This is a genomic window from Sinorhizobium chiapasense (assembly GCF_045277575.1).
GTDB lineage: Bacteria > Pseudomonadota > Alphaproteobacteria > Rhizobiales > Rhizobiaceae > Ensifer > Ensifer chiapasense_A.
Genome location: NZ_CP144206.1, coordinates 1,276,421 through 1,300,753 on the forward strand (window position 1 = coordinate 1,276,421; position 24,333 = coordinate 1,300,753).

At 59.3% G+C, this 24,333-nt stretch carries 20 protein-coding genes and 4 pseudogenes; 11 read left to right on the forward strand and 13 right to left on the reverse strand.

Annotated features, from left to right (window positions below):
* Positions 1-76: 76 nt before the first annotated feature.
* Both traR and QM996_RS24590 read right to left on the reverse strand, forming a co-directional pair.
* Complete coding sequence (gene traR, locus QM996_RS24585) at positions 77-781, reverse strand: autoinducer-binding transcriptional regulator TraR (protein WP_334198629.1); 705 nt, start codon at positions 779-781, stop codon at positions 77-79.
* Positions 782-949: 168 nt separating this feature from the next.
* Positions 950-1,909: a LysR family transcriptional regulator gene (locus QM996_RS24590; protein ID WP_334198630.1), complete on the reverse strand. Its 960-nt coding sequence runs from the start codon at positions 1,907-1,909 to the stop codon at positions 950-952.
* 151 nt (positions 1,910-2,060) lie between these two features.
* On the opposite strand from QM996_RS24590, the gene QM996_RS24595 reads away from it, so the two are divergent.
* The gene (locus tag QM996_RS24595) at positions 2,061-2,966 is read left to right on the forward strand and encodes a nucleotidyltransferase and HEPN domain-containing protein (RefSeq protein WP_334198631.1); all 906 of its coding nucleotides are present in this window, start codon (positions 2,061-2,063) and stop codon (positions 2,964-2,966) included.
* Between the two features lie 207 nt (positions 2,967-3,173).
* On the opposite strand, the gene QM996_RS24600 is transcribed toward QM996_RS24595, so the two are convergent.
* Together QM996_RS24600 and QM996_RS24605 are read right to left on the reverse strand one after the other, a co-directional pair.
* Positions 3,174-3,455, reverse strand: a complete 282-nt coding sequence (locus QM996_RS24600; RefSeq protein ID WP_334198632.1) for a hypothetical protein — start codon at positions 3,453-3,455, stop codon at positions 3,174-3,176.
* A gap of 116 nt (positions 3,456-3,571) precedes the next feature.
* Positions 3,572-4,726 (reverse strand): amidohydrolase, encoded by a 1,155-nt coding sequence (locus QM996_RS24605; protein ID WP_334198633.1) that lies wholly within the window; start codon positions 4,724-4,726, stop codon positions 3,572-3,574.
* Between the two features lie 500 nt (positions 4,727-5,226).
* Here QM996_RS24605 and QM996_RS24610 point away from each other — a divergent pair, with 500 nt between their 5' ends.
* From QM996_RS24610 to QM996_RS24635, 6 genes and pseudogenes are all read left to right on the forward strand, one after another.
* A complete protein-coding gene (locus tag QM996_RS24610; RefSeq protein WP_334198634.1) occupies positions 5,227-6,252 on the forward strand; it encodes a BMP family protein in 1,026 nt (341 codons plus the stop codon).
* A gap of 129 nt (positions 6,253-6,381) precedes the next feature.
* Positions 6,382-7,911, forward strand: coding sequence for an ABC transporter ATP-binding protein (locus tag QM996_RS24615; protein WP_334198635.1), 1,530 nt, complete (start codon positions 6,382-6,384; stop codon positions 7,909-7,911).
* On the forward strand, positions 7,901-8,950 hold the full coding sequence (locus QM996_RS24620) for an ABC transporter permease (RefSeq protein ID WP_334198636.1): 1,050 nt from the start codon (positions 7,901-7,903) through the stop codon (positions 8,948-8,950). The genes QM996_RS24615 and QM996_RS24620 overlap by 11 nt, the downstream gene beginning before the upstream one ends.
* Before the next feature lies 1 nt (position 8,951).
* Positions 8,952-9,893, forward strand: a complete 942-nt coding sequence (locus tag QM996_RS24625; RefSeq protein WP_334198637.1) for an ABC transporter permease — start codon at positions 8,952-8,954, stop codon at positions 9,891-9,893.
* Positions 9,890-11,185, forward strand: a complete 1,296-nt coding sequence (locus QM996_RS24630) for an amidohydrolase family protein (protein ID WP_334198638.1) — start codon at positions 9,890-9,892, stop codon at positions 11,183-11,185. The genes QM996_RS24625 and QM996_RS24630 overlap by 4 nt, the downstream gene beginning before the upstream one ends.
* A gap of 519 nt (positions 11,186-11,704) precedes the next feature.
* Positions 11,705-12,545, forward strand: a pseudogene (locus QM996_RS24635) (IS5 family transposase).
* 198 nt (positions 12,546-12,743) lie between these two features.
* Here the strand turns inward: QM996_RS24635 and QM996_RS24640 are convergent.
* Positions 12,744-12,974, reverse strand: coding sequence for a DUF7660 family protein (locus tag QM996_RS24640; protein WP_500270505.1), 231 nt, complete (start codon positions 12,972-12,974; stop codon positions 12,744-12,746).
* A gap of 20 nt (positions 12,975-12,994) precedes the next feature.
* Complete coding sequence (locus QM996_RS24645; protein WP_334198639.1) at positions 12,995-13,486, reverse strand: hypothetical protein; 492 nt, start codon at positions 13,484-13,486, stop codon at positions 12,995-12,997.
* 153 nt (positions 13,487-13,639) lie between these two features.
* On the opposite strand from QM996_RS24645, the gene QM996_RS24650 reads away from it, so the two are divergent.
* Positions 13,640-14,665, forward strand: a complete 1,026-nt coding sequence (locus QM996_RS24650) for an IS110 family RNA-guided transposase (protein WP_334198640.1) — start codon at positions 13,640-13,642, stop codon at positions 14,663-14,665.
* Between the two features lie 284 nt (positions 14,666-14,949).
* Positions 14,950-15,294: pseudogene (locus QM996_RS24655) on the forward strand (transposase); the annotation flags it as partial.
* Positions 15,295-15,527: 233 nt separating this feature from the next.
* Here QM996_RS24655 and QM996_RS24660 read toward each other — a convergent pair.
* Positions 15,528-16,577, reverse strand: a complete 1,050-nt coding sequence (locus QM996_RS24660) for an IS110 family RNA-guided transposase (protein ID WP_334198641.1) — start codon at positions 16,575-16,577, stop codon at positions 15,528-15,530.
* 68 nt (positions 16,578-16,645) lie between these two features.
* On the opposite strand from QM996_RS24660, the pseudogene QM996_RS24665 reads away from it, so the two are divergent.
* Positions 16,646-17,377: pseudogene (locus QM996_RS24665) on the forward strand (DDE-type integrase/transposase/recombinase); the annotation flags it as partial.
* On the opposite strand, the gene QM996_RS24670 reads toward QM996_RS24665, so the two are convergent.
* The 4 genes from QM996_RS24670 to QM996_RS24685 all read right to left on the reverse strand — a co-directional run bounded on the left by QM996_RS24670 (position 17,342) and on the right by QM996_RS24685 (position 20,551).
* On the reverse strand, positions 17,342-19,426 hold the full coding sequence (locus tag QM996_RS24670; protein ID WP_334198642.1) for a recombinase family protein: 2,085 nt from the start codon (positions 19,424-19,426) through the stop codon (positions 17,342-17,344). The pseudogene QM996_RS24665 and the gene QM996_RS24670 overlap by 36 nt on opposite strands.
* Positions 19,416-19,685, reverse strand: coding sequence for a hypothetical protein (locus QM996_RS24675; protein WP_101792481.1), 270 nt, complete (start codon positions 19,683-19,685; stop codon positions 19,416-19,418). The genes QM996_RS24670 and QM996_RS24675 overlap by 11 nt, the downstream gene beginning before the upstream one ends.
* Positions 19,686-19,707: 22 nt before the next feature.
* Positions 19,708-20,157, reverse strand: a complete 450-nt coding sequence (locus tag QM996_RS24680; protein ID WP_018210163.1) for a helix-turn-helix domain-containing protein — start codon at positions 20,155-20,157, stop codon at positions 19,708-19,710.
* 181 nt (positions 20,158-20,338) lie between these two features.
* Entirely contained in the window at positions 20,339-20,551 is a 213-nt protein-coding gene (locus QM996_RS24685; protein ID WP_013845646.1) for a DUF5372 family protein, read from the reverse strand.
* A 95-nt stretch (positions 20,552-20,646) separates the two neighbouring features.
* Here QM996_RS24685 and QM996_RS24690 point away from each other — a divergent pair.
* Positions 20,647-20,835, forward strand: a pseudogene (locus QM996_RS24690) (integrase core domain-containing protein); the annotation flags it as partial.
* Here the strand turns inward: QM996_RS24690 and QM996_RS24695 are convergent.
* Together QM996_RS24695 and QM996_RS24700 are read right to left on the reverse strand one after the other, a co-directional pair.
* Complete coding sequence (locus tag QM996_RS24695; RefSeq protein ID WP_334198643.1) at positions 20,813-24,076, reverse strand: RHS repeat-associated core domain-containing protein; 3,264 nt, start codon at positions 24,074-24,076, stop codon at positions 20,813-20,815. The pseudogene QM996_RS24690 and the gene QM996_RS24695 sit on opposite strands and share 23 nt — an antisense overlap.
* The gene (locus QM996_RS24700; RefSeq protein WP_500270499.1) at positions 24,073-24,270 is read right to left on the reverse strand and encodes a hypothetical protein; all 198 of its coding nucleotides are present in this window, start codon (positions 24,268-24,270) and stop codon (positions 24,073-24,075) included. Before QM996_RS24700 ends, QM996_RS24695 begins: the two co-directional genes overlap by 4 nt.
* Positions 24,271-24,333: the final 63 nt, after the last annotated feature.

Genomic DNA, 24,333 nt, shown 5'->3' on the forward strand with positions numbered 1-24,333 from the left:
GCGCTTGTTCTCCGCCTGTTTCATCTGTACTCCTCAAAACTTCGACTTCAGATGCTTGGCGGCGATCCGCTTGGCTTCAAATCAGCTTTAGCTTCGTCGCCAGAGCCGTCGCCTGCGGAAGCGAGTAGGCATTGAGCTTCCTGCGCGCATTATTCATGTGGAAGTTGACGTTCCAGTAGCTCATGTTCTCGATGGCGGCGATTTCTCTCATGGACTTGCCCTCGGAGGCCCACTTGAGCATAAGCGCCTGTCTAGCGGTCAGGCCGATGCTCGGTTTTGCTGTAGGTTCAATGTTCGCTTGCTCAATCCGCACATGAAGCTGGGCGACCGCCATGGCGGCCGCTACCGGATCGATATCCCCTTTCAGTGAGAGGGAAGGCTTGTGCGAGGCCATTGTCAGCATTGCCATACGTCTGAACGCAGTCACGACCGGAATGGTGATGCCCGACCGAATGCCGAAACCGGCAGCATCCAGATAAAACTGCCGAACGCGCCTCGATCTGACAGCCCTTGAGTTTTCGGAAGACCAGGTGAACGCCTTCATCGTGGCCCTGGCGATCTGGATTACGGGATCGATCTCGTTGAAGCTCTTGGAGAAGTACCAATCCTGCCATTCGGGATGATAATTCGAAACGGCGAATGTTCCGATTGGTTGAAGATTAAGGTAGGCGTAATACTCGAAGCCGAGTTCTTCGGCGAGCTCGGTGAGCGCTTCGTTGAACATCTCCTTGGTGCGCGCCACGGCGGAAACATCGGTTAGCTTCTGAAACCAGCTCTTCACCTTCTCCTCCTTTTTTTGCCCTCTCGTCTTACTGAAACAATACTCGGCCCAGCGACATTCTGGACCTTTTGGGAAGCAGTCGGCGAGTTTGTGCTTGCCACAACTCGCCTTGAAGGTTCAAGGACCGTCGTCGCCAAACTCTGGCGGCCTACGTTGCCACCTACCTATCTACTCGCCATGCGCCGGCAGACGGCGCTTGGTTTTGTTTCTTCCCGAATGGTCGCCCACAGCTTTAAGCGATCTTGATGCCGCTGCCAGCGTGCGGGCAATTTCCACGATCTCTTCACGGTTCGCGGTAGGGTCCTCTTTATTCCAGGCAAGCCCCATGCCGATCGTGAAATCCACCCCCTCCACTTCCCGAAGGTGGAACGACTGATGGGGCAAATCCCTGGTCCATTCCGGCACGAAACCTACACCCATCCCGGCCGCGACCAGCGAAACCAAGGAGAGCGTGTCGTCGCAACTACAGGCAACCTGATCGAGAAGGCCAAATTTTCTGAACTGCTCGAAGAAGTACTTTTCCGTGTAAGATAGATTCGAGCGGGAAAAAGAGATGATCCGCTCCTGTTTCAGATCGTTCATTGTGACGGTTTCCGCCGTCTCAAGCCGGCTGCCAAGTGGCACCGCCAGAAGATATCGTTCGTTGGCGATGCTCTGCCAACGGAGCGATCCGATGTTTTCGACCGGCCGGATAAAGCCAAGGTTGATACGGCCCTTCTCCAGGTCGCGGATGATTGCATCCGTGGAACCGCTGCTCACGTGAATCTGAATATCGGGAAATCGCTTGCCGAGCTTGTTTAGAAAAAGCGGCAAGACACCGAAGGTCGCGGGATATATGGTTCCGATGGTGATCCGATCGACATTCTTGCCCGCAACGGCCCGGACGACAGCGGAACTGTTTTCGATCTCCCGCAGAACACTGACGCACCGCTCGTAAAAAACTTCTCCGGCTTTGGTTAGTTGAACACGACGCGTAGAGCGGATGAGAAGCTGCACGCCGAGCTCTTTTTCCAACGTTTGTATCTGCACGCTAAGGGCGGGCTGCGCCATGGAGAGCGTGGCCGCGGCGCGACCGAAATGCAACTCCTCGGCCAGGGTTGCAAAACATCTCATTTGACGGAGTTCCATTCGCCTGTCCTCTGCATCCGCGCAAGCCATTCTACAAGGACACAGATCATCCATTAATCGCCAGATTAGATCAATCTGTTATTTTTTAATAACATGAAACCCATGAATTCCTGCAGTAGACGGCGAATCGTCTTTGTCCTATCGGTTGCACATGAAAACGAGCCTCGAACACCTTCCCGAGAAGAAGCAGCGCGAGCTTGCCCGCGTTGTGGAGATCATTCACGAGGAGTTTGCCGATGCGCTCGAGGGTGGCTCGGCCGACTTCAAGAAGCGCGGGCGGATCCTGAAGATCATCCTCTTCGGCTCCTACGCCCGCGGCACCTTTGTTGACGAACCGCACACGATGAAGGGCTATCGCTCCGATTACGATATCCTCGTCATCGTCAATTCGAAGAAGCTCGCAGAACCGCAATACTGGGACAAGGCGACCGACCGTCTGATGTGGGACAAGGGCGTCTCAACGCCGGTGGGGCTGATCGCCCACGGTGCCCGGGAGGTGAACAACTTCCTTGCGGACGGACAATATTTCTTCGTCGATATCCTGCGCGAAGGCATCGTGCTCTACGAGCTCGACGACCGGCCTCTGGCCGAGCCGAAACGACTCTCCCCAGCTGATGCGTTTCGATTTGCCAAGGAGTATTTCGATGACCGGATACCTCACGCGAGGGTCTTCTTAAAGACCGCAACGTTCTGCGTCAGGGAACATGACCTCAAAGAAGCGGCTTTTCTACTGCACCAAGCGATCGAACAATCGTACGCGGCGGTTCTCTTGGTCCTCACCAACTACAGCCCGCCGTCGCACAACCTCAAATTTCTCCGCGGTCTCGCCGAGGATCGTGATCAGCGACTGGTCGAGGCCTGGCCACGGGACCAGCATCGCTTTACCGCCTGGTACAACATTCTCAACGAAGCCTATGTGAAGGCACGCTATTCGAAGCACTTCGAGGTCACCGAAGAAGCGCTCGCCTGGCTTCTCGAGCGAACTGAACATCTCCACCGGCTCGTCGAGATGATCTGTCAGGAGCGGCTGGCGGAATTGGAATTGGGTTCAGCCTAGCTTCCACATGCCTGCATCTCGACTCAGCATGCGTTGGAATAAGTATAGGGCGCGATCAACTTCGGGATCGTGCCACTCGAAGGCGCCCTTGACCATGCCCGAGACGTCCCTGCCGTCGGCGCCCCATTGTGCAGTGTCTATGTTGCCGCTCTTCAGGGCTTCGTCAGCGACGACGAGGTCTGATAGACGTCCTGTTTGCAGGATGCATCAATTAGCGATACGCCTGGTGCAATGGTTCTCTCGCTTGATGCAGGCGATCTCCGCCGTCGAGCATTCGGCAACACCGTTGACGACCGCGCAATGCGAGCATTGATCGGTGAATTCCACACAATCCGGATTGGCCTTGATGAAGTCCTGCAGGCTGGAATTCTCGGTCTGTCGCGGCTCGGGAACGGCATTCGCAACGGGAGTATCCGCCGCGTGAGCGGCGGTCATCCCCGCGATGGCAAACGCCAGGCAAAGCGCTTCACGAATGCTGGACTGCCTCATCCCCTGTTCCTCCTACCGCAAATCCGAACGCGGCATGAAACGGCTCTCCTCCGCAACGGCACATTGTTAGAGCGTGCCGTCACAACAGCCGCCGTGCAAGCGATCGCCCGCCGCCCTCACCCCAGTTCGTTGCGGATCGCCCGCATGAACACCCTGGCGCCGATGCCGATCAGCTCATCAGGAAAGTCATAGTCCGGATTATGCAACCGCGCATGGTTCTCGCCGGCGCCGAGGAAGAACATCGCCGCTGGCGCCACGCGTCCGAAGAGGCCGAAATCCTCCGACCCCTTCATCGGCAGCACGCCCTCGCCCTTGTCGTGGCTGACGCCCTCCTCGTCCATGGCCCGCTCAAGCGCAGTGACCGCGACTTCCGCATTGCTGCACTGGTGGAACACGTCCTCGTAGCCGATCGTCACCTTCAGCCCGGCAGCCTCCGCCTCCCTGGCAACCAGCGCCTCGGCGCGCGCAACAAGGTCGGCCATGCGTTCGTCGGTCAGTGTCCTGAGCGTCGCCCAGATCTCGGCATAGCCGGGGCTGATGCCGAAGGCAGCCTCGCCGAGCCGCGCATGCGTCACCGTGACAAGCGTATAGGTCTCGTCGAGCGGCCCGTTGTTGCCGAGCGCCGTCAGACCGGAAAGCAGCGCGGCAACAGCAAAGGTCGGCGCAATGCCATCCTCCGGCGTCGAGGCATGCGCCGTCTTGCCGGAAAGCGAAATCCGCATGCCGCGCGAGGCGCAGTTGACCGGTCCGCCGCGTAGCGCCGCATGGCCAAAGCTTAATCCCGGGAAATTGTGCAGCGAGAAGACCAGGTCCGGCCTGATGTCAGCAAATTTCGGGTCGGCAAGCACGGCCGCAGCACCCGCGCCGTTCTCCTCCGCCGGCTGGAACATCAGGATCGCGCGGCCCCTCACCGGGCGCTCGCGTCCAAGCGCTTTGGCCAGCGCCATCAGGATCGTCATGTGCCCGTCATGGCCACAGAGATGCCCCTTGCCCTTGATCTCCGAGCGATGCGCGATCTCGGAGATCTCCTCGATCGGCAGCCCGTCAAGCTCGGCCCGCACCATCACCGTCGGCCCCGGCTCTTGGCCCTGATAGATCGCCGCCACCCCATGCCCGCCAAGGCCTGTCATTACCGCATCCGGCTTCGTCTCGGCCAGAGCCTTGAGGATCGTTTGTGCCGTCTCCCGCTCCTCGCCCGAGACTTCCGGCCGCCGGTGCAGCTCGCGCCGAAAGGCCGTCAATGCCTCAAGTTCACGGTCGATCAGAAACATTCACGCCCCCAGGTTCTTTATCCGGATAGAAGCTCCAGTTTCCGGCTCCACTGCTCACGCGTCTGGACAACGCATGCTCTTGGCCCCTTCAAAAGTCTCCCAGACACGACCTTAGACCATCTCCGCTATTGAAAGAGAAGAGCGAAAGACGCCCTTGGACACAGCGACAGCGGATCGACTTCAGCACCATCTTCGCACTTGCTTTGCCGACTGGAACTTGTTCGCCGCAGTTGCAGTCAGGAAACTGGTTGCTCGAAACCGCGCTCAAAGTCGGTCTTCAAGTGAAGCCTCTAACTTGTTGTGGCGTTGAATGGACCTGTTAGGCAGTTTCGAACGCGATATGTCTCCCGCCAAACTGCATAGAACTTGTCGCGGAAGTTGCGTCATATCCGGTTGAATGGCGTACCACACCCAATTGCTGCAACCTCCAACTTCCCCTACATTGACCAAGTGGTAAAAAAGACGCACGCAAAACGCGCAATCAATCAGAGGGGAACTTAATGCAAAGCGATTCCTTCAATTTTGCCATTTCCAGAAGAACCCTGATCAAGACTGCCGGCGCCTCCGCCGTGGTGGCGGCCACGGGTCTGCCGAGCCGTCTGCTCGCTGCGGATCCGATAAAGGTCGCGGCCATCTACACCGTTCCGGTCGAGCAGCAGTGGGTCAGCCGTATCCACAAGGCGGCGAATGCAGCCAAGGAGCGCGGCGACATCGAATATGTCTATTCGGAAAATACCGCGAACAACGATTACGAGCGCGTCATGCGTGAGTATTGCGAGGCAGGTCACAAGTTGATCCTGGGCGAGGTCTTCGGCGTTGAGGATGCTGCCCGCGCCGTAGCCAAAGACTATCCGGATGTCGCCTTCCTGATGGGTTCGAGCTTCAAGCCCGATGCCGCCGTACCGAACTTCTCGGTTTTCGACAACTATATCCAAGACGCATCCTATCTGTCCGGCCTTGTCGCTGGCGCAATGACGAAGTCCAAGAACATCGGCATGGTGGGAGGTTATCCGATCCCGGAGGTCAACCGGCTGATGAACGCATTCATGACCGGCGTGAAGGAAGTGGCCCCGGACACCAAATTCCAGGTCGCCTTCATCGGCTCATGGTTCGATCCGCCCAAGGCCAAGGAGACCGCATTCGCCCAGATCGATGGGGGTGCGGACCTGCTGTATGCCGAACGTTTCGGTGTGTCCGACGCCGCCAAGGAGAAGAAGGTCTTGGCCATCGGCAATGTCATCGATACCCAGGCGGACTATCCGGACACCGTTGTCGCCTCCGCACTGTGGCATTTCGAACCGACGCTCGAAAAGGCGATCAGCGAAGTGAAGGCCGGCACTTTCAAGGCCGACGACTACGGCATCTATTCCTTCATGAAGAACGGCGGCTGTTCGCTGGCGCCTCTCGGCACCTTCGACAGCAAGGTTGCGGACGCCATCAAAGCTAAGGTCGCGGAAAAGGAAAAAATGATCAAGGACGGTTCGTTTACCGTCGAGATCAACGACGCCGAGCCGAAGTCGACCTAGCCCTCCTTCCTCGCGTTCATGGGAGAAGTGGTCTGCAGTGCCGGGCGAGGAATTACACTTCGCCAACAGCGACCATTCTCTCCTTGGACGGGAAAGGAAGCCCCCACAACTCCTCTTCCGGTCGCCGACGTGTCTAGCAAACCCGCCCTTCGTCTTTCCCGCATTAGCAAGCGCTTCGGCCCGCTCAGGGCGAACGACGCCATTTCCTTCGACCTCAAGCAGGGCGAAGTCATCGCGCTTCTCGGGGAGAATGGTGCCGGCAAGACGACTCTGATGAACATTCTCTTCGGCCACTACGTCGCCGACGAAGGAACCGTCGAGGCCTTTGGCAAGCCGCTTCCACCAGGAGATCCGCGCGCTGCCATTGATGCCGGCATCGGCATGGTCCACCAGCACTTCACCCTTGCTGACAACATGACGGTGCAGGAAAACATCGCGCTTGGCACGCAGCGCCTTTGGCGCCTACGGCTCGACCGGGCCGCAGCGCGGCGGCGCATCGAGCAATTGTCCGCTGATTTCGGCCTCGCCGTCGATCCCGCGGCTACCATCTCCCGCCTTTCGGTCGGCGAGCGCCAGCGCGTCGAGATCCTAAAAGCCCTTTATCGCGAAGCCCGCATCCTGATCCTGGACGAGCCGACGGCCGTTTTAACCCCCGCCGAGACTGAGGCATTGTTCCGGACGCTTAAGCTGCTCGTCGCCAAAGGCCTGTCGATCATCTTTATCTCTCATAAATTACACGAAGTGATGGCTGTCAGCGATCGTGTGCTGGTTCTGCGTTCCGGCCAGCTCGTCGGTGAGCGCGAAACAGGTTCGACCGATCGCAAAGAACTGGCAGCTCTTATGGTTGGCCAGGAGGTCCAGCCAACGAAGGTCAGCCCGCAGAAACGGGGAGCACCGCTGCTGGCACTCGAGCATGTCTCCGCAACGCCGTACAACGGGGCGGGCCTCGACAAGGTGTCGCTTACGCTCACAGCCGGAGAAATCACCGGGCTTGCCGGCGTTGCAGGCAATGGCCAGGCTGTCCTTGCTGCCCTCATCGCCGGCATACGGCGTCCAACCAGCGGCAGCATTTCCATTGCGGGGCAGGAAGTCGTCGACTGGTCGCCGCGCGCCGCGCTCGCCCATGGCGTGGCCCGCATTCCGGAAGACCGCCACGCTGTCGGCAGCATCGGCGACATGAGTGTGACGGAGAATGTCATCGCCGAACGCTACCGAAGCCCTCGGTTCAGCCGCATGGGCTTCCTGAATTGGAAAGCCGCCGGGCGCTTCGCCGAGAAACTCATTGCCGACTACGACGTCAAATGCCCTTCGCCCGAAGCGCGCATACGCCTACTCTCAGGCGGCAACATGCAGAAGCTCATCCTCGGCCGGGCCCTTGATGCCGACCCGGCGGTCATCCTAGCAAGTCAGCCAACACGCGGCCTCGATGTCGGCGCCGTCGCCTATGTTCACCGCATGCTGCTCTCAGCGCGAGATCGGGGCGCCGCGATATTGCTCATTTCGGAAGATCTCGAGGAAGTCCTGGCATTGTCCGACCGCATCTTCGTTATGTTCAAGGGGCGCCTTTCCACGTCCTCTGCAAGGGGCGAACGCAGCATTCGGGAACTGGGGGAACTGATGGCAGGCCACAGCGGGGAGCGCGGCGATCATGCGGCTTGAACCGAAACCCGCGCCGTCCTTGGCGATCACCTTACTGTTTCCGCTGGCGGCCATAGGCACCACGCTGGTTCTGACGTCGATACCGGTTCTCGCCGCCGGCGCTTCCCCACTGTCCGTCTTCTATCTTGTGGCGAAGGGGGCCGCCGGCTCACAGTTCGCCTTCCTGGAGACCTTGACCCGGGCGACGCCACTGATCTTCACGGGTTTGGCGATCGCCGTCGCCTTTCGGGCAAAACTCTGGAACATCGGCGCAGAAGCCCAACTCTACATCGGTGGCGTCGTCACCGTGGCGCTGGGAACCGGCGCACTGCCCCTGCCTTCGGTCGTTCTCATCCCGGTAATCATGGTCGCCGTCATGGCCGCAGGCGCATTGCTTCTGCTCGGCCCAGCCGTGCTGAAGACGCGTTTCGGCGTCGACGAGGTGGTCACCACGTTGCTGCTCAACTTCATCGTCCTGCTGTTCGTATCCATGCTCCTCGAAGGTATGCTCAAGGATCCGATGGGGCTCGGCTGGCCGCAATCGCAGAAGGTTATTGCCGAAGCGCAACTGCCGCGCCTCATCCAGGGCAAGCGGCTGCACTATGGCTTCGTCATCGCCCTTGCTTCGGCCGTCCTCATCTGGGTCGTTATGAAAAAGACGGTTCTCGGCTACGAGATGCGCGCCGTCGGCCTCAATCCCGAGGGCGCTCGTTTTGTTGGGATTCTGGTCGACCGCACTCTGATGAAGACGGCGTTGCTTTCGGGGGGATTGGCCGCTCTCGCGGGTTTTTCCGAAGTCTCTGGGCTCAAAGGCAACCTGACGCTCGACCTGTCGCCGGGCTACGGCTACACCGGCATCGTCGTCGCTATGCTGGCCATGCTGAATCCGCTCGGCGTCATCGCCTCTGCCATTTTCGTCGCCGGCATCTTCGTCGGCGCCGATGCCATGAGCCGAGCGGCCAAGGTACCGAGTTACATAGCCGACGTCATGGTCGCCACCTCGCTACTGACGATGGTTGTCGCGATCCTTCTGACGCGATTCCGGATCAGGTGGAGGTGACATGGACGCGCTCGAAATCCTCTTCACCGCCTCTTTCTGGGTTGCCGCAATCCGCATAGCATCCCCGCTGATCTTCGCGACCATGGGCGAGTTGATCTGCGAGCGCGCCGGCATTCTTAACCTCGGTATCGAGGGGATCATGACGGCAGGCGCCTTCGCCGGCTGGTTTACCGTATATTCTGGCGGCGATCTTTGGGCCGGCTTGCTGGTCGCTGCCCTTTTCGGCGCCATGTTCGGCCTGCTGCATGCTACGCTCACGATACCACTCGGCCTGTCGCAACACGTCGTCGGCATCGGTGTTACGCTGCTTGCCACGAGTCTTACTTATTTCATCTATCGTCTTGCGCTGCCCGAGGTGACGTCGCCGCCCAAAATCGAGCCGTTCCAGCCCCTGCCGATCCCGGGCCTGTCCCGCATTCCGGTCGTTGGCGAGGCACTGTTTACTCAGACGCCACTGACCTATCTTGCATTCATATCGGTCGCCGCCGTTGCCTGGATCCTCTATCGCACGCCCATCGGTCTCGCCGTTCGTGCCGCAGGCGAAAATCCGTCAGCGGTCGAAGCGCAGGGCATTTCGGTCACTGGCATTCGCATGGGCGCTGTCGTCGTTGGTAGCGCGCTGATGGCGGTCGGCGGCGCCTTTCTCACCACCTCGGCTTTCAACTCGTTCTTCTTCCAGATGATTAATGGACGCGGTTGGATTTGTATCGCACTGGTCGTCTTCGGCTCCTGGCGGCCAGGTAAGGCGCTGATCGGCGCCATCCTCTTCGCAGCCTTCGATGCCTATCAGGTTCGTCTGCAGCAAATATCCGGCGGCATCGTGCCCTATCAGGTTTTCCTGATGATGCCCTATGCGCTGTCGGTCCTGGCGCTGATCCTGGTCGCACGTCGTGCTGCATATCCCAGAGCTTTGATGATCCCGTACCAGAAAGGCGAAAGATGAGCTTCGACCTGATCATAAAAGGGGGCACGCTGCCCGATGGAAACGTCGCCGACGTCGGCATCAAGGGCGATAGGATCGCCGCGATCGAGCCGCGCATCGATGCGGAGGCTGGTCGTGTCGTCGATGCCTCGGGCGACCTCGTCAGTCAGCCCTTTGTCGATCCGCATTTCCATATGGATGCAACGCTGTCCTACGGCCTGCCACGTATCAATGCCTCGGGTACGCTGCTCGAAGGCATCGCGCTGTGGGGCGAACTCAAGCCGCTCCTAACCCACGCGGCCGTCAAGCAGCGGGCGTTGGCTTATTGCGACTGGGCGGTCTCGATGGGCCTCCTCGCCATCCGCACGCATGTCGATACCTGCGACGACCGCCTTCTTGCGGTGGAAGCGCTGCTGGAGGTTAAGAAGGAGATCGCGCCCTATATCGACCTCCAGCTTGTCGCCTTCCCGCAGGACGGGTTCTATCGCTCGCCGAATGCGCGCGAAAACACCATCCGCGCCCTCGACATGGGCGTCGATATCGTTGGTGGTATTCCGCATTTCGAGCGGACCATGTCCGACGGCACGCGTTCCGTTACCGAACTATGCGAGATCGCGGTCAAGCGCGGCCTGATGGTCGACCTGCATTGTGACGAGACCGACGACCCGTTGTCGCGCCATATCGAGCAGCTTGCCTATGAGACCCAGAGGCTCGGCCTGCAAGGCCGGGTGGCTGCCTCGCACCTTACATCGATGCATTCGATGGACAACTACTACGTCTCGAAGCTGCTGCCGCTGATTGCGGAAGCCGACATCTCAGTGATCCCCAATCCACTCATAAACATCATGCTGCAGGGACGCCACGACACCTACCCTAAGCGCCGTGGCCTCACGCGAGTGCCGGAAATGCTAAAGGCCGGCATCCGCACCGGCTGGGGTCAGGATTGCGTGCTCGATCCCTGGTATTCCCTCGGTACAGCCGATATGCTCGACGTTGCCTTCATGGGCTTGCACGTCGCCCAGATGTCCTCGCCCACAGACATGCGCACCTGCTTCGACATGGTCACCAAAATCAATGCCGAGATTATGGGCCTCGATCATCTCGGTCTGGCTGTGGGCAAATCCGCAAGCCTCGTCGTGCTCGATGCGGGCAACCCCATCGAGGCGGTGCGCCTGCGCGCCGAACGGGTTTGTGTCGTCGCGAAGGGCAAGGTTGTGGCCGAACGCGAAAAGCGCGATACGGCCCTGTCCATCAAGGGTCGCCCCGCGACCATCAACCGCCGCCACATCGTGCCACGGCATTCGCCAGCTTAGCGAATGCAACACGATTGATATGGTTTCGGTATCAATACCGGGAAATCAACATTCGAGATCGCAAGACTGGTGGGCGCAATGTCACCGAACCGACAACACCAACAAAAGGGATTGTCATGAGGTACACTGCGCTGTGCGCACCCGCGATCGTAACAATGGTTTTCGCTGCGAACGGCCACGCCGAAACGCTCATCGTCAACAGCTATGGCGGGCCGTACGAAACCATTATTCGGGACGGATCATTGAGCCTTTCGAGGCCAGGTTCGGGATCAAGGTAATCTACTACGCCGTCGGTTCGGCCTCAGCGCAGTTCAGCGCACCGCACGCCATCGCTGTGGCCGTATCGGCGTTGAGCCGGGTCCCGACTGGTTCGTGGATGACTGGCTCAATGACGAGATCGCCGGGCGGTTTCAAGACATACTATCCATGCCCCACCTCTAAGAGCCTGACCGAAAAAGAGTTGAGTGAAATCAGTCATTTGTGATTCTGTTTGTTTCCTTAGGACGAACGGAGACCACAATGGGTTGGACTGATTTCACCCGTCGGCAATATGCCCGACGCGCGAGTCGTTATGCAAGTGATCTGACGGACCGGGAATGGGGATTGATCTCGCCTTACCTACCTGGGCCAAGGCGTTTGGGCAGGCCACGTCGTACCGATCTTCGCGAGGTCGTGAATGCGCTGCTTTATATTGCTTCGACGGGTTGTCAGTGGCGAATGCTGCCAAAAGACTTTCCGCCGTTTACGACAGTTCAGGCCTATTTCTACGAATGGCGGGCAACGGGTTTATGGGGCCGGATCAACCATCGTCTTGTGATGGAGACGCACGAGCTGGAGAGCTGGAAGGTCGGCAAGCCTCACCGTCTGCTGGCGTGATCGACAGCCACAGCGTGAAAACCACGGAAAGCGGAGGAATTGCGGGCTATGATGCGGGCAAGAAGATCAAGGGGCGCAAGCGCCACATCATTGTCGACACGCTGGGGCTGATGGTCGGCCTGATGGTGCATGGCGCGGACATTCCGGACCGAGATGGGGCATCCGGCCTCCTGAAGTCAATCCGGTACCGCTGGCCCTGGCTCCGACATGTCTTCGCCGATGGCGGCTATGCGGGCGACAAGCTGAAGGGGAGATTGGCGAAGTTCGGCAGTGGACGATGGAAATCGTCAGGCGTTCCGACAAGGCTGAGGGCTTCACCGTGCTGCCGCGTCGCTGGGTGGTGGAACGGACCTTCGCCTGGCTCGGTCGTTGCCGTAGACTGGCCAAGGATTGGGAGAAAACGATCGCCTCCGCCGAGGCATGGATCACAATCGCCCACATCCGCATCCTCACGCGCCGGCTCGCAAGATACAGATATTGCTGAGGTCCTTTTGAGTCAGCCTCTTATGGGCTAATTCATACCCATACCGTTCCCATGGTCGTCGTTGTAGGGCACTGCTATGGTCGAGGTATGGGAGTCGACAAATGAATGTCACCCATAATCCCACCAGGAAATATCAGTAATGAAGGTGACGCCATTTTGTCGGCCTCCGGCCGCTCTCTGTAAAAGCTTAGCTTGAAGCTACTCGTAAAATCGCGCAGCGTGAAACATCCTAGCGATATCTCTCCACCCAGGTGTCTCTGGCGGCTCTAGCCCTCGATTTAGGTAGTATCCGTCCATATCGCCGACCCATGCACCGAATGCCTCAAGGAAATCCTCAAGGGTACTATTTTCCCAGTGCGCATGTCCTTCACTGAGTTCTTTTCTCATCTCTTCTAGGAATTCACAAAACTGCCGGCGGTTAGTCACCATTTCGCAATCGATTGTAGGCACTACTTCTTCTCCCTCATTCTAACCGAACGGCCCTCGTTCCGTGTGGTGAATTTTCCATTGCTCTCGCGTTGGATTTCCTTCTGTGTTGCCATCCTGGCCTTCATGTCCATCCCCGCTCGCCGAAACGCCTCTACTCGTCGGTTGTCCAAACTGTAAAGAACACCATCTTTCTCCACTAGCCGAACCGCAGGAATGTCCTTGGGTTCGACCGCTCCGGATTTCAGCGATTGTACCAAATCATCAATGCTTCCGCCCTCTTTGAAAGTAGCTTTGATGCTGTCTTGCGAGAAGCGAACCGTGTGTGGATCTATATAAAATTCAGCCATCTTCGCTGCTTTCGCAGCTCTGCTTGATGCAGCGGCGGCTCCAAGGAGTTTCATGCCTGCTGCTGCGGCGTCGTCGTATGGAACTGGCGTGGTGAACGTTAGATTGTCCACAGGACCGGAGTACGGTGCATAAACCTCGCCAGCGGCTAGCATCGGGTCAGCCACGAGATTTGCACCTGAATTAGCCCCCGAAAGGTCCGGACATGCTCCCCCACTTAGCTAAGTGGGTAGGAGATGGGGTGGTTGCCGTCCTCCCCTAACAGCACGGGAACTATGCCAGGATGATGCGGCGTAGAGCACCAGCGGAGAGGATGGCAAATGAAAGACATGATGATCGGCGTGGACTTGGCAAAAAGTGTTTTCCAGCTTCACGGAGCGACAATGACAGGGCACGTGAAATTCCGCAAGAAACTGGCGCGAGGGCAATTCTACCGGTTCATGGCGACCCAAGCGCCTGCACTTGTCGTTATGGAAGCCTGCGGCAGCGCGCATTACTGGTCGCGAGAACTTGTCAAACTGGGCCATCAAGTAAAGTTGATCGCGCCGCAATATGTGCGGCCGTTCGTGAAGCGGCAGAAAAACGATGCTGCTGATGCCGAGGCTATCGTTATTGCAGCTCGTCAGCCCGAAATGCGTTTCGTCTCACCCAAAACCGCGGACCAGCAAGCTCAGGCGATCCTGTTTCGAGCACGCGAGCGTATTGTCCACCAACGAACGGAGCTGATGAATGCTCTGCGCGCTATTCTCTACGAGTATGGGCAGGCTGTTCCGCTCGGGATTGGCCGCGTCAAGCGCATCGCAGTGATAGTTGAGGACGTTGATATCGACCTGCCTGAGCTTGTGCGAGATGAATGCCGTGATCTGCTAGCACAGATCAACGAGAAGACCGCACGGATCGAGGAAAAGACGAAGCGGCTTATCGAGCTGTCACGGCAGAGCGATAATGCAAGGCGGCTTCAGACCATGCCGGGCGTTGGGCCGATGATTGCAATGGCTGTTGAGGCCTTCGCGCCAGCGATGGAAAACTTCCAATGTGGGCGTAACTTTGCCGCTTGGCTTGGCCTTGTTCCCCGGCAGTTCTCATCTGGTGGAAAGGAACGGCTCGGGCGAGCTTCAAAAGCCGGACAGGCTGACATACGCAGGCTGCTGATAATCGGGGCGATGACCCGTATCAGGTGGGCGAGCCTCAAGCCACCTGTGAAGGGCTCATGGTTAGCGCGGATGCTGACAAGAAAGCCGCGGATGCTGGTAGCGATTGCACTGGCAAACAAGATGGCCCGAAGAATATGGGCAATGTTGATGAAGCAGGAGGATTATCGAAACCAGGCATTGGTTGTGGCCTGACAAGAACCGGCTGCGAGTAGCAGAGCCGGCGATGAGGTGTGAGAAGTCGACGACCTGAATGGGCGCATGATCGAACCGATCGGGATTGGGAAAACCAGAACATTACTCAGGGTCTATAGCCCGTGTAGGAGATTTGGACCCGATCCGCAGATCACCATACCGGCCAGCGGTCTTTCGAAGTGCCGCAATAAAAGGCCTGACAGAAGACCGCACTCGATCACACGTCAGAAGGGTTGGAAACTTCTTGCGCAACGGACGGCAACCACAGAAGTAATGTTGGTAATATGACTAGTAGCAACTTTAAGATGGAAGTCCTTTCGGGTCCGGAACGGCGACGGCGCTGGAGCACGGCGGAGAAGCTGGCCATCATTCAAGAGACCTACGAGGCGGATGCGACGGTGAGCGTCGTTGCCCGGCGGCACGGCATTCAGCCGAACCAGTTGTTCGCATGGCGCAAGCTGGCGTCTCAAGGGGCGCTGACGGCGACGGCCGCCGAGGAGGAGGTCGTTCCGGCTTCCGAATACCGGGCGCTTCAGGCCCAGGTGAAGGAGTTGCAGCGCCTGTTGGGCAAGAAGACGATGGAAGGCGAAATCCTCAAGGAAGCCCTCGAAATCGCCACCGGCCCAAAAAACGTATGGCCCGCCCCGTTTGCAAGAGGATTTTACGGTGTTCTGATCAGTCTGCGTCAACGTATACGGTCTCATGAGCAAGCTCATGGCCAAGATGGACATCCGCGCGTCCAGAGCCCCATAAACAGATCGGCAGTAAATGCCATTTTTTTGGCCGGGCTTTCTAAACGCCGTTCGACTGTCAGGCCATCTTCACGATCCTTCCTGCAAATCTCGTTGGGCTACGCGTGTTGTCACACGGCCTCGATCTCCATAGGTACGACCGGATAGTTGCGGTCGAAGGTTGCTTCTTTCCGTAAGGCGACCCAAACGACCCGCGCCAGTTTGTTGGCTAATGCCACCACTACGGCGTTGCGATGGACCCCTCGGCTTATCATGGCCTTCAGCCATCCTCCGAGGGGCGTATTGCTCTGGGACAACGCTGGCAGGGCCGCACGGGCACCGTGGATGAGCAGAGTGCGCAAATACGTGTTACCACGCTTGGATATGCCAAGCAGTCGGGGCTTGCCGCCGGTGCTGTACTGTCTGGGTACCAGTCCGAGCCAGGCCCCGAGATCACGCGCTTTGGCGAAGCTGCTCGCATTGCCCACCGCAGCGACCAGGGCCGTCGCATTAAGAACCCCAACTCCGGGGATGGAAGTCAGCCTGCGCATGGCGGCATCACCGCGTGCCAATTGGATAAACTCGGTATTCAAGGCTCCGATCTTAGCGTCGAGTTCCTTCCATTCCGCACGCAGATCGCCAACCAACTGATGCACGCGCGCAGACAATATCTCTACGCCTTGGGCAAGCATGCCGTCCACGCCGAGCTCGAGTTTCCGCCGCCCAGCCGGAAAGATAACTCCGCGTTCCAGCAGTATGCCGCGGAGTTGATTGATAAGGTTCGTTCGTTCGCCTACCAGGCGAGAACGCACGCGATGCAGCGTCTGGATGTCCAGTTGCTCGTGGCTCTTAAGGTCGACGAAACGCATGGTCGGCCGCGATGCAGCTTCGGCAATACCCTCAGCATCCCGGTCGTCATTTTTCTGGGCTTTGATATAGGGGCGCACATATTCCGGCGACATCAGTCGAACCTCGTGGCCCTGTGCCGCAAACAGGCGCCCCAGATGATGGGCGCCACAGCACGCTTCCATCGCGATTACACACGTCGGAAGCTTCGCCGCGTAATCAATCAGCGTCTGCCGACGCATCGTCCGACGAGCGACTACAGCGCCGGTTGCGTCGACACCAACTACACTGCAAGAATTCTTGCCCAGATCAATTCCAAGGATCACGATAGACATCGGCTCGTTCCTTTCTTTTGATGCCAGCATCATACTCGATGCGGGAGAAGGGGCGGGCCATTCCATAAACAGATGTTGCGTTCGCTCTCTCTTCCGAAGGACTTTTTGAAATGAAGACCGTCTGCGAGACTTTGGGTGTCGCCCGGTCGAATATCGCTGCCCGTGCCACAGGTTCCCCTTCCAGAGCCAGAGGACGCCCGCCACTCCCGGATCGGGAGCTGGTGGAAGATATCAAGGCCGTCATCGCCGACATGCCCACCTACGGCTATCGCCGGGTCCATGCCATCCTACGCAGGAATGCCCGAAAACAGGGCAAGTCATGGCCCAATGCCAAGCGCGTCTACCGGGTCATGAAGCTGCATCATCTACTGCTCGTGCGACATACCGGAGCCGTCGATGATCGTCTTCATGACGGCCAGGTCGCCGTCGCCCGCTCGAACACCAGATGGTGCTCCGATGGCTTCGAGATCGGCTGCGACAACAAGGAGAAGGTCCGAGTGGCCTTCGCTCTCGATTGCTGCGACCGGGAAGCAATCGCCCATATCGCCACCACGGAAGGCATCAAGAGCCAGGATGTGCAGGACCTCGTGATCACGGCTGTCGAGAACCGCTTTGGCCGCATCAACATGTTGCCGCAGCCTATCGAATGGCTCACCGACAACGGCTCCTGCTTCATCGCCAAGGACACCAAATCCTTGCTCCGCGACATCGGCATGGAGCCGTGCTCGACGCCGGTGCGCAGCCCGCAGTCGAAGGAGCAGACATCACGATGCACCTTGTTGGATTTGTTGAGCGTCAATTAACCGGGGTTGGCGGCTACCATAGCGGCCGCCGACGCCTTTTGCGAGTCTGACGTTGCCCGGTGGCTCATACAGGTAGCGGTGGTTGGTAGCGTAGCGATGGCGCTTGAGAACACCATTGCGTCCGAGTTGGTGTACGGTTGTGGCGCTTACGCCAAATCGGCGAGCCACTTCTTCGCCAGTTAGCATGCCGCTCTCGCGCAACCGTTCGAACCGGGTCTTCAGCCCATAGGCACGACGAACGAGCATGACTTTCTTCAAGGTAAAAGCCTCACCGCGCCAGTTACGATGCCCGAGTGCGTTGAGACGACTGGCAATCTGCTGATCGTTGTCGGTCTCCAGCAGTTCGTTGATCAGTGCCACAACCGCTTCCGGGGTCTTGCGGATCACGGCCATGGGTTGGGGACGAGCGACTGCCAGGCTTTGCGTGCGACCTCCGCGCCAGCGTATGTGCATGTTGATCTTCTCGTCGACCAGCAGTGTCACGTCTTCGATGAGGAGACCAAGCATGCGTTTACGCTCGACCGGGCTCGTGCGCTCGTTGTTCCAGATGCGCGGAAAATCTGCGGCCAGCGCTCGGATCCGTTCCTGCATAGCGCCGCCCAGCAATGACTGGTCTGTCTCGTTCTGCCGCTCGTGTTCGCGCTGAAGCGTATCGAGGTCGCGAAGCTTGCCATTCCAGTCCGCTTCGAGTGCGTCGGCAACCAAGCGGTTGTCGGGATCGACCTTCAGATAGCGGCGGCGTGCGAGTTCAGCCTCATACCGGGCGCGCTGTAACTGCTTGTCGCGCAGCGAGGCAGCTTGTTCGACACGTTGTGAGATCTCCTCCTGCACCGCAAGCGCGACCTCTATCGCCGTCGGTGCCATTGCTTCGAGCAGCAACGCGCTGACCGCTTCATCGATCGCTGGTCCTCTTGCCCATTGGCAAGCCTTGCCCGCGTGGCGCACGACGGCCTCGTTGCAGATGTAATAGGGACGAAGATTGCCTTCGAACTGTTCGTAATGGACCCGCATGCGGGCGCCGCAGCGACCACACAAAACTCTTCCTTGCAATAAGCCGTTGCCCTGGCGAGGCATACGACCCCGCAGGCCAGGAGAAAAACCGACTGCATTTTGTTGGAGACTTGTTTGATTGCGTTCGAACTCGTCCCACGAGATGTAGCCTTCATGGGCCTGCGGGATGAGCACCTGCCAGTCGGACCTCGGCATCTTCTGCTGTGCGGACTTAAGCTTGGCATTGTAGACCGTGCGTGTGCGTCCGTATGCGAAAGCACCAGCGTATCGTGGATTGTGCAAAATCTGGATCACGCGAGAATGGTCGATCTGGCTCCACAGCACGTCGCCCTTGCCGATGCCGCGACGGATACGACGGGGAAACAGGATCTTCTCGCTGCGCAGGCGGCGCACGACCGCACAGGCTGAGCCCACCTCCCGGAAGGTATCGAACAGCATGCGCACCGTGTCCTGGATCTGTCGATCCGGATCAAGCACCACGCGCATATCGGGCGTGTAGACCAGTCCGATCGGCAACGGCAACTCGAGCTCGCCACGACGCGCCTTGTTGAGAATGCCGCCTTGCAGTCGAGACTTCAGGATGTGGAGTTCGGCCTCACTCATCGTGCCCTTCAGGCCGAGCAGCATACGATCGTTGAACGACGCGGCGTCGTAAACGCCATCTTCGTCCATGATGAGCGTGCGCGACATGGCGGCCAGTTCCAGAAGGCGATGCCAATCCGCATTGTTGCGAGCCAGGCGAGATACTTCCAACCCCAGCACGATGCCTGCGTGTCCCATTGCGACCTCGCTCACCAAGCGCTGAAATCCATCGCGGTCCTGCGACTGTGCGCCGGAAAGGCCGAGGTCGTTGTCGATGACGTGGACGCGCTCAATCGGCCAACCCAGAGCCACCGCGCGGTCCCGTAATGCATATTGTCGCTTCGTGCTCTCGGTGTTCTCGAACACCTGACGAAGGGAGGATTGGCGAACGTAGAGAAAGGCATCGCGCCGCAGGTGATCGGCGCTAATCTTCATGGCATTATCAGTAGACATGGCTTCCTCCTGTCTCTGCTGCCAGCACCATATTGGCGAGCATGTGCACGAGCTGGCGATCGTGCGCGACCAGCGAAGTTGTCTTGAGCCGAGGCGTCGACTGCTGTCGCGCTATCGCGGATTGATGGGGTGCGATCAGCACTGCCAGGCCGCGCCACAGTCCGTGAAAGACGATGGCGCCCATGCGCCTCGCGCAAGCCGTGCCGCAAATAACATCGGCGCGGAGCGCTTCGTAAACATCCTTGCCGCTCTCCGACATGGCGATTGCGTGCGTCGGCTCTTCATCGTTTTTTTTTACGCGCCACCGCGCGTTCGATGCTGCGCGGATGGACGCTGATGCCCAGTCTCGCATGCACCAGGTCCGCCAGAGAACGGGCCTGCAGTTGGCCGTTCGCATCGAGGTGCTCCTCGACGAGACGCATGACCTCGCCAGTAAGCTTGTGGGCTGACTTTGGCCCGCGGGTGCGCGGCAAGAGGCCGGACATGCCATCGCGCTCGAACGCGGCCTCCGCTTGATAGTAGGTCTGCCGAGACAGCCCGAAAAGCGCGGCCGCATCGGCTTTGTTGGTGCCGTCTTCGCGGGCGTGCCGAAGCATCTCATACTTCACTTGCACGAGATCGAGCGGATCAAAGAAACCTGCTTCCCGGAACCAGGGGGCGCGGACGCCCTCGGGCTTGGGGTTCAGAGCGCCCATCTGGCGCAGGCGATCGGGCTTGCTTTCTTTGGTCACGGGAGCCTCCTTGTGTAATCTAAATTATGCCGCATACAGATCACACGTCAATTAAATTCTATCTCTATTATCACTGATATCCCAGTCATCACAGGCGAAATGCCCTTGATTGATGGCCGTTCGCATCGCGCGCGCGGCATAATTAGCCTTACATTCGCGGCGTAATTTACTTGACGCCTCTTCACTCTTCCTGACGGCTCTTAATGCGATCAATCAATGACGCCAGCGCCGACAGATCGTCTGGGCGGGAGAAGGACCGACCCGCAGCAACCTGACTGAACAGGTCAGCCTCATTGACATCGGTCCACGAGGCCGGCAGCGAACGCAACCGTCCCTGAGCGTCGTAGAACATGACGCGGTCTTCGCCCCAGTTCTGTTTGCGTGTCGACAGCACGAAGCGCTGGCCGCGCCACGGATGGAACGGGTGCGTGACCTCGAACTCTATGCGCGCTTGAGTGTCAGTACGAACTGCAGTCCGGGACTTGAAAGAACGGGATGGCGGAGGCCTTTGTCAAAACATTCAAGCGCGATTACGTCTCGGTAAACCCAACTCCGGATGCCGAAACCGTCATCGCACAACTGCCCTTCTGGTTCGATCATTACAACGATCTTCACCCGCATAAGGCATTAGGATATCAATCACCCCGCGAGTTCATCAGCTCGCAATCTCAAACCTGAGCACGTCCGGTCTTTTGGGGGCAACTCCAGCACCCGAGACGAAGACGTTGGCAGCTTGGTTAATCATTCCCAGAACGGTGTTATCTAACAGCGCGTAGCCGCTTTGAAGGTCAAGTGGCTGAATGTGCTGATACGTTCCCGTGTAGACGAGCCCCGCATTATGTCCGTTCGGATCACTGCTATTAACGGGATCGTTTCCGGCATAGGCATATCGGTTGGTGTCGACGCCAGGCTTTGTCGGGTCCCAGTCGTCAGGTGATATGAACCGTCCGAACTTTGGATCGTAGTAGCGTGCGTTGAGGTACTGCAGCCCGGTCTCGGGATCGAAGCGCTCGCCGATGTAACCCTTCTGCGTGCGCATCGCCGTGTTGGTCGGCTCGCCGTAGGCGGCATAGCCGTTCTGCTCGACGAGATTGCCGCTGCCATCCGTCACCTGCCGGACCGATGCGAGGTGATCGCGGTGCAGGAAGGTGGCGGTGGTGACGCCGGTCTGCGCGACCGAACTGATCTTCAGATCCGGATGCGGATAGCGTGTGTAGGTGTCCTGCCCCGGTTTTCGGTCGATCTCGACATTGGCATCGGGATAGAGCGTCGTCGCAAAGGCATTGCTTTTCTTCACGCGAGAGCCGGACGGACCGTAGACGAGTGCCGTCGTCGCGCCGCCCTGTGTGACGCTCGACAGCCGGTTGGCGCCGTCCCAGGCGAGCGCGCGGCCGCCGTCGCTGACCATGTTGCCGTTGGCGTCATAGCCGATGGTGGCGCTGCCGATGGCGGTCGGCGCGTGCGGACGCACGCCATTGGCCGCCGGGTAGATATAGGTGCCGACACGGCTGCGGGAGGTGAGATTGCCGTTGTCCGCATAGGTGAAGGTCTCGCCCAGCGAGCCGCCGGGGTTCTCCGCCTTGATCAGCCGGCCGCGGGGGTCGTAGTCGTAGACCCAGTTGTCGTTCGCAGTCGCCCCGGTGATTGTCTTGATCTTGCCGGTGAGATCGCGGGTGTACTGATTGTCCATCAGCACGATCGCACCCTTGGTGGTCGTCACCCGATCGAGCCAGCGTCGCTGCGGCGAATAAGTGAAGGTGGTGACGACGCCGTTGACGTAGCTGATCGACTTCGTCTGGCCGTCCGCCTCATAGCTCGTCGCAGCGATGTAGCCCGGGATCGTCGCCAAAAGGTCGGCGTCGTTGTAGCCGAAAGGTTGGGCCGCATTGCCGACCTGTAAGGGGGCGGGCCAGTAATCGATCGCCGCCGTCTTGTCCTGGCGCCCACGGGTTTCGACCGTTACGTGGGTGACCCCATCGATCGTCGTCGTCGTCCGAAGGTCGGAGCCGGCCCCACTATAGGTACGGCTGAAGACGCTGGTCGCCGCGCCATTCTCGGCCTTGGTCATCAGGCCGATATTGTGCGAGGGCGAAGTGAGCGCCTCGTCATAGGTGTTACGGGCCACGACCGTCGGCGTTGGTTCGCCCGGCTGCTGCACCTGCTGCAGCGTCAGCCGGCCCATCTGGTCGTAGGCGAGTGTCGTTACCGCACCGCGGGCATCCGTCTGGCGGATCAGCCGGTCGGCGCCGTCATAGGCATAGGACCAGTTGCCGAGGTTCGGATCATTGGCCGTCAGGCGGTTGCCGAGAAGATCGTAGCTGTAGGAGATCCGAGCGCCGCCGACGTCGGTGACGTTCAACAGCCGGCCGACCGGATCGCAAGAGCGCGCCTGATCCAGAATCCAGGTCGTGCCGTTATAGGACCATTGACCGATCACATTGCCGTAGGTGCTGGTGTAGGTGACCGTGTGTCGCCCCGCCTCGTCCAGCGAGTATTGGTGATAGAGGCCGACGTTGTCGGTGCCCCAAGGCGTTGCGACATAGGCCTGATACTGGTTCGTCCGCGCACTGCCATCCGGATTGACCGTGCGGACCACCCTGTCCTGCCAGTCATAGGAATTGACCGTCCATTGCGGCGCTTCACCGTAAAAGCGTGGAAACGCTGTTTGGGCGACGTTGCCGCGACCGTCGTAAGCCGTCTCCGTCATTCTGACGAGGCCGGTGCCCGGCTCTCCGGGCGACGTCGCCAGCCAGGGGCGACCGAGGCCGTCGAAGTAGGTCCGCTTGACACTCTCCCGAACACCCGATGACAACGGCTCGTAGGTTGCGATCGCCTGTTGGGTCGGATTGCCCTCGTTCTCATAGCGGGTGTTGACGTAGCGGCCGGAACCCGAGTGCGAGTAAGCGTAGGGGCGGCAGAAGGGATCGTAGCCCCAGCCCTCGGCGATGCCGTTCGGATCCGTCTTCGACCACGGCAAGCCGCAGACGAGATCATAGCCGGTGCTCGTCACGAAGCGGGTGTCGGCGGCATTGCCGCCGGTGGCGAAGTAGCGCGGGCCGCGTTCCGTGATTGGGAACATTCCATAGGTTGGATCGTAGTCCCATTCGGTGCGCGAACCGGCGCCGTCCACCGCCCAGATCCGGTTGCCACGGCTGTCATAGCCGTAGGTGCGCGCGATCGAGCCCCAAATACCGTCTGCATCACCGCGCTTGGTGTAGAGCCAATGCCGCGTCAGGTTGCCCTTGGTCGGCGGTATCTGCGCGTTGTTGGAGCCGTCGTATTCGAAGTCTTCCGACTTGACCTGCTTATTGTAGTCGAAGCCGCTCATCACCGCCTTCCACCGCGGCAGCGAAACGATATAGGCAGCCGTATTCGGCGCATAATTGTTGACGGTCCAGACCTCGTCACCGCTGACGTCGGTGCGGCCGAAGTCCTTCAGCTCGGTGACGTTGCCGAAGCCGTCGATCACCCGCTCGGTGCGTAGCGTGACAGTCGCGGTCTCGTTCAAAGTCGTATCGGTGGCAACGTTCTTGACCCAATAGGGCCTGCTCGTCGCGTTGACCTCGTAGCTTTCGACAACCGTCTTCGAGGCGGTGTTTTCGCCATTGCGCGACAGCGTGCGTTCCGGCAGGCCGTAGCTCGCGAGATCCTGGCGGTAGATCGTCTCGACCACCGGCCGCTGCGCCTCGCCATTGGCGGCTGGCTTCGTCATGGTGATCGTGCGGAAACCGAGGAACTTACGCGCCTTGGGATCATAGAGACCGCCGGCATAGGCGTAGTCGGTCTGCGCGACGCCGCCGCGGCCATCGTTGAGCGTCAGCTTCGTAACCGGATGCAGGACCTGCGGCAGGAAGGTGTTGGCAAAGCGCGTCGACGGTGTGTACTCGACCGCAAGCGTCCCGCCCGTCTCCAGCGTCACATTCCGCAGGAAGTTCGGATGCCGTTGTCGGCATAGGCGAAGGTCTCGTCGAGTGCATTGTTGCCGCCGTTGTCGGTCTTCACCAGACGGCCGCGCAGGTCGTAATCGTAAACCCAGTTGTCATTCGCAGTCAGCCCGGAGATCGTCTTGATCTTGCCGGTAAGATCGCGGGTGTACTGGTTGTTGAGCAACACGGTCGTGCCCTTGACCGTCTTCAGCCCGGTGAGCCAGCGCCGTTGCGGAGAGTAGGTGAGGGT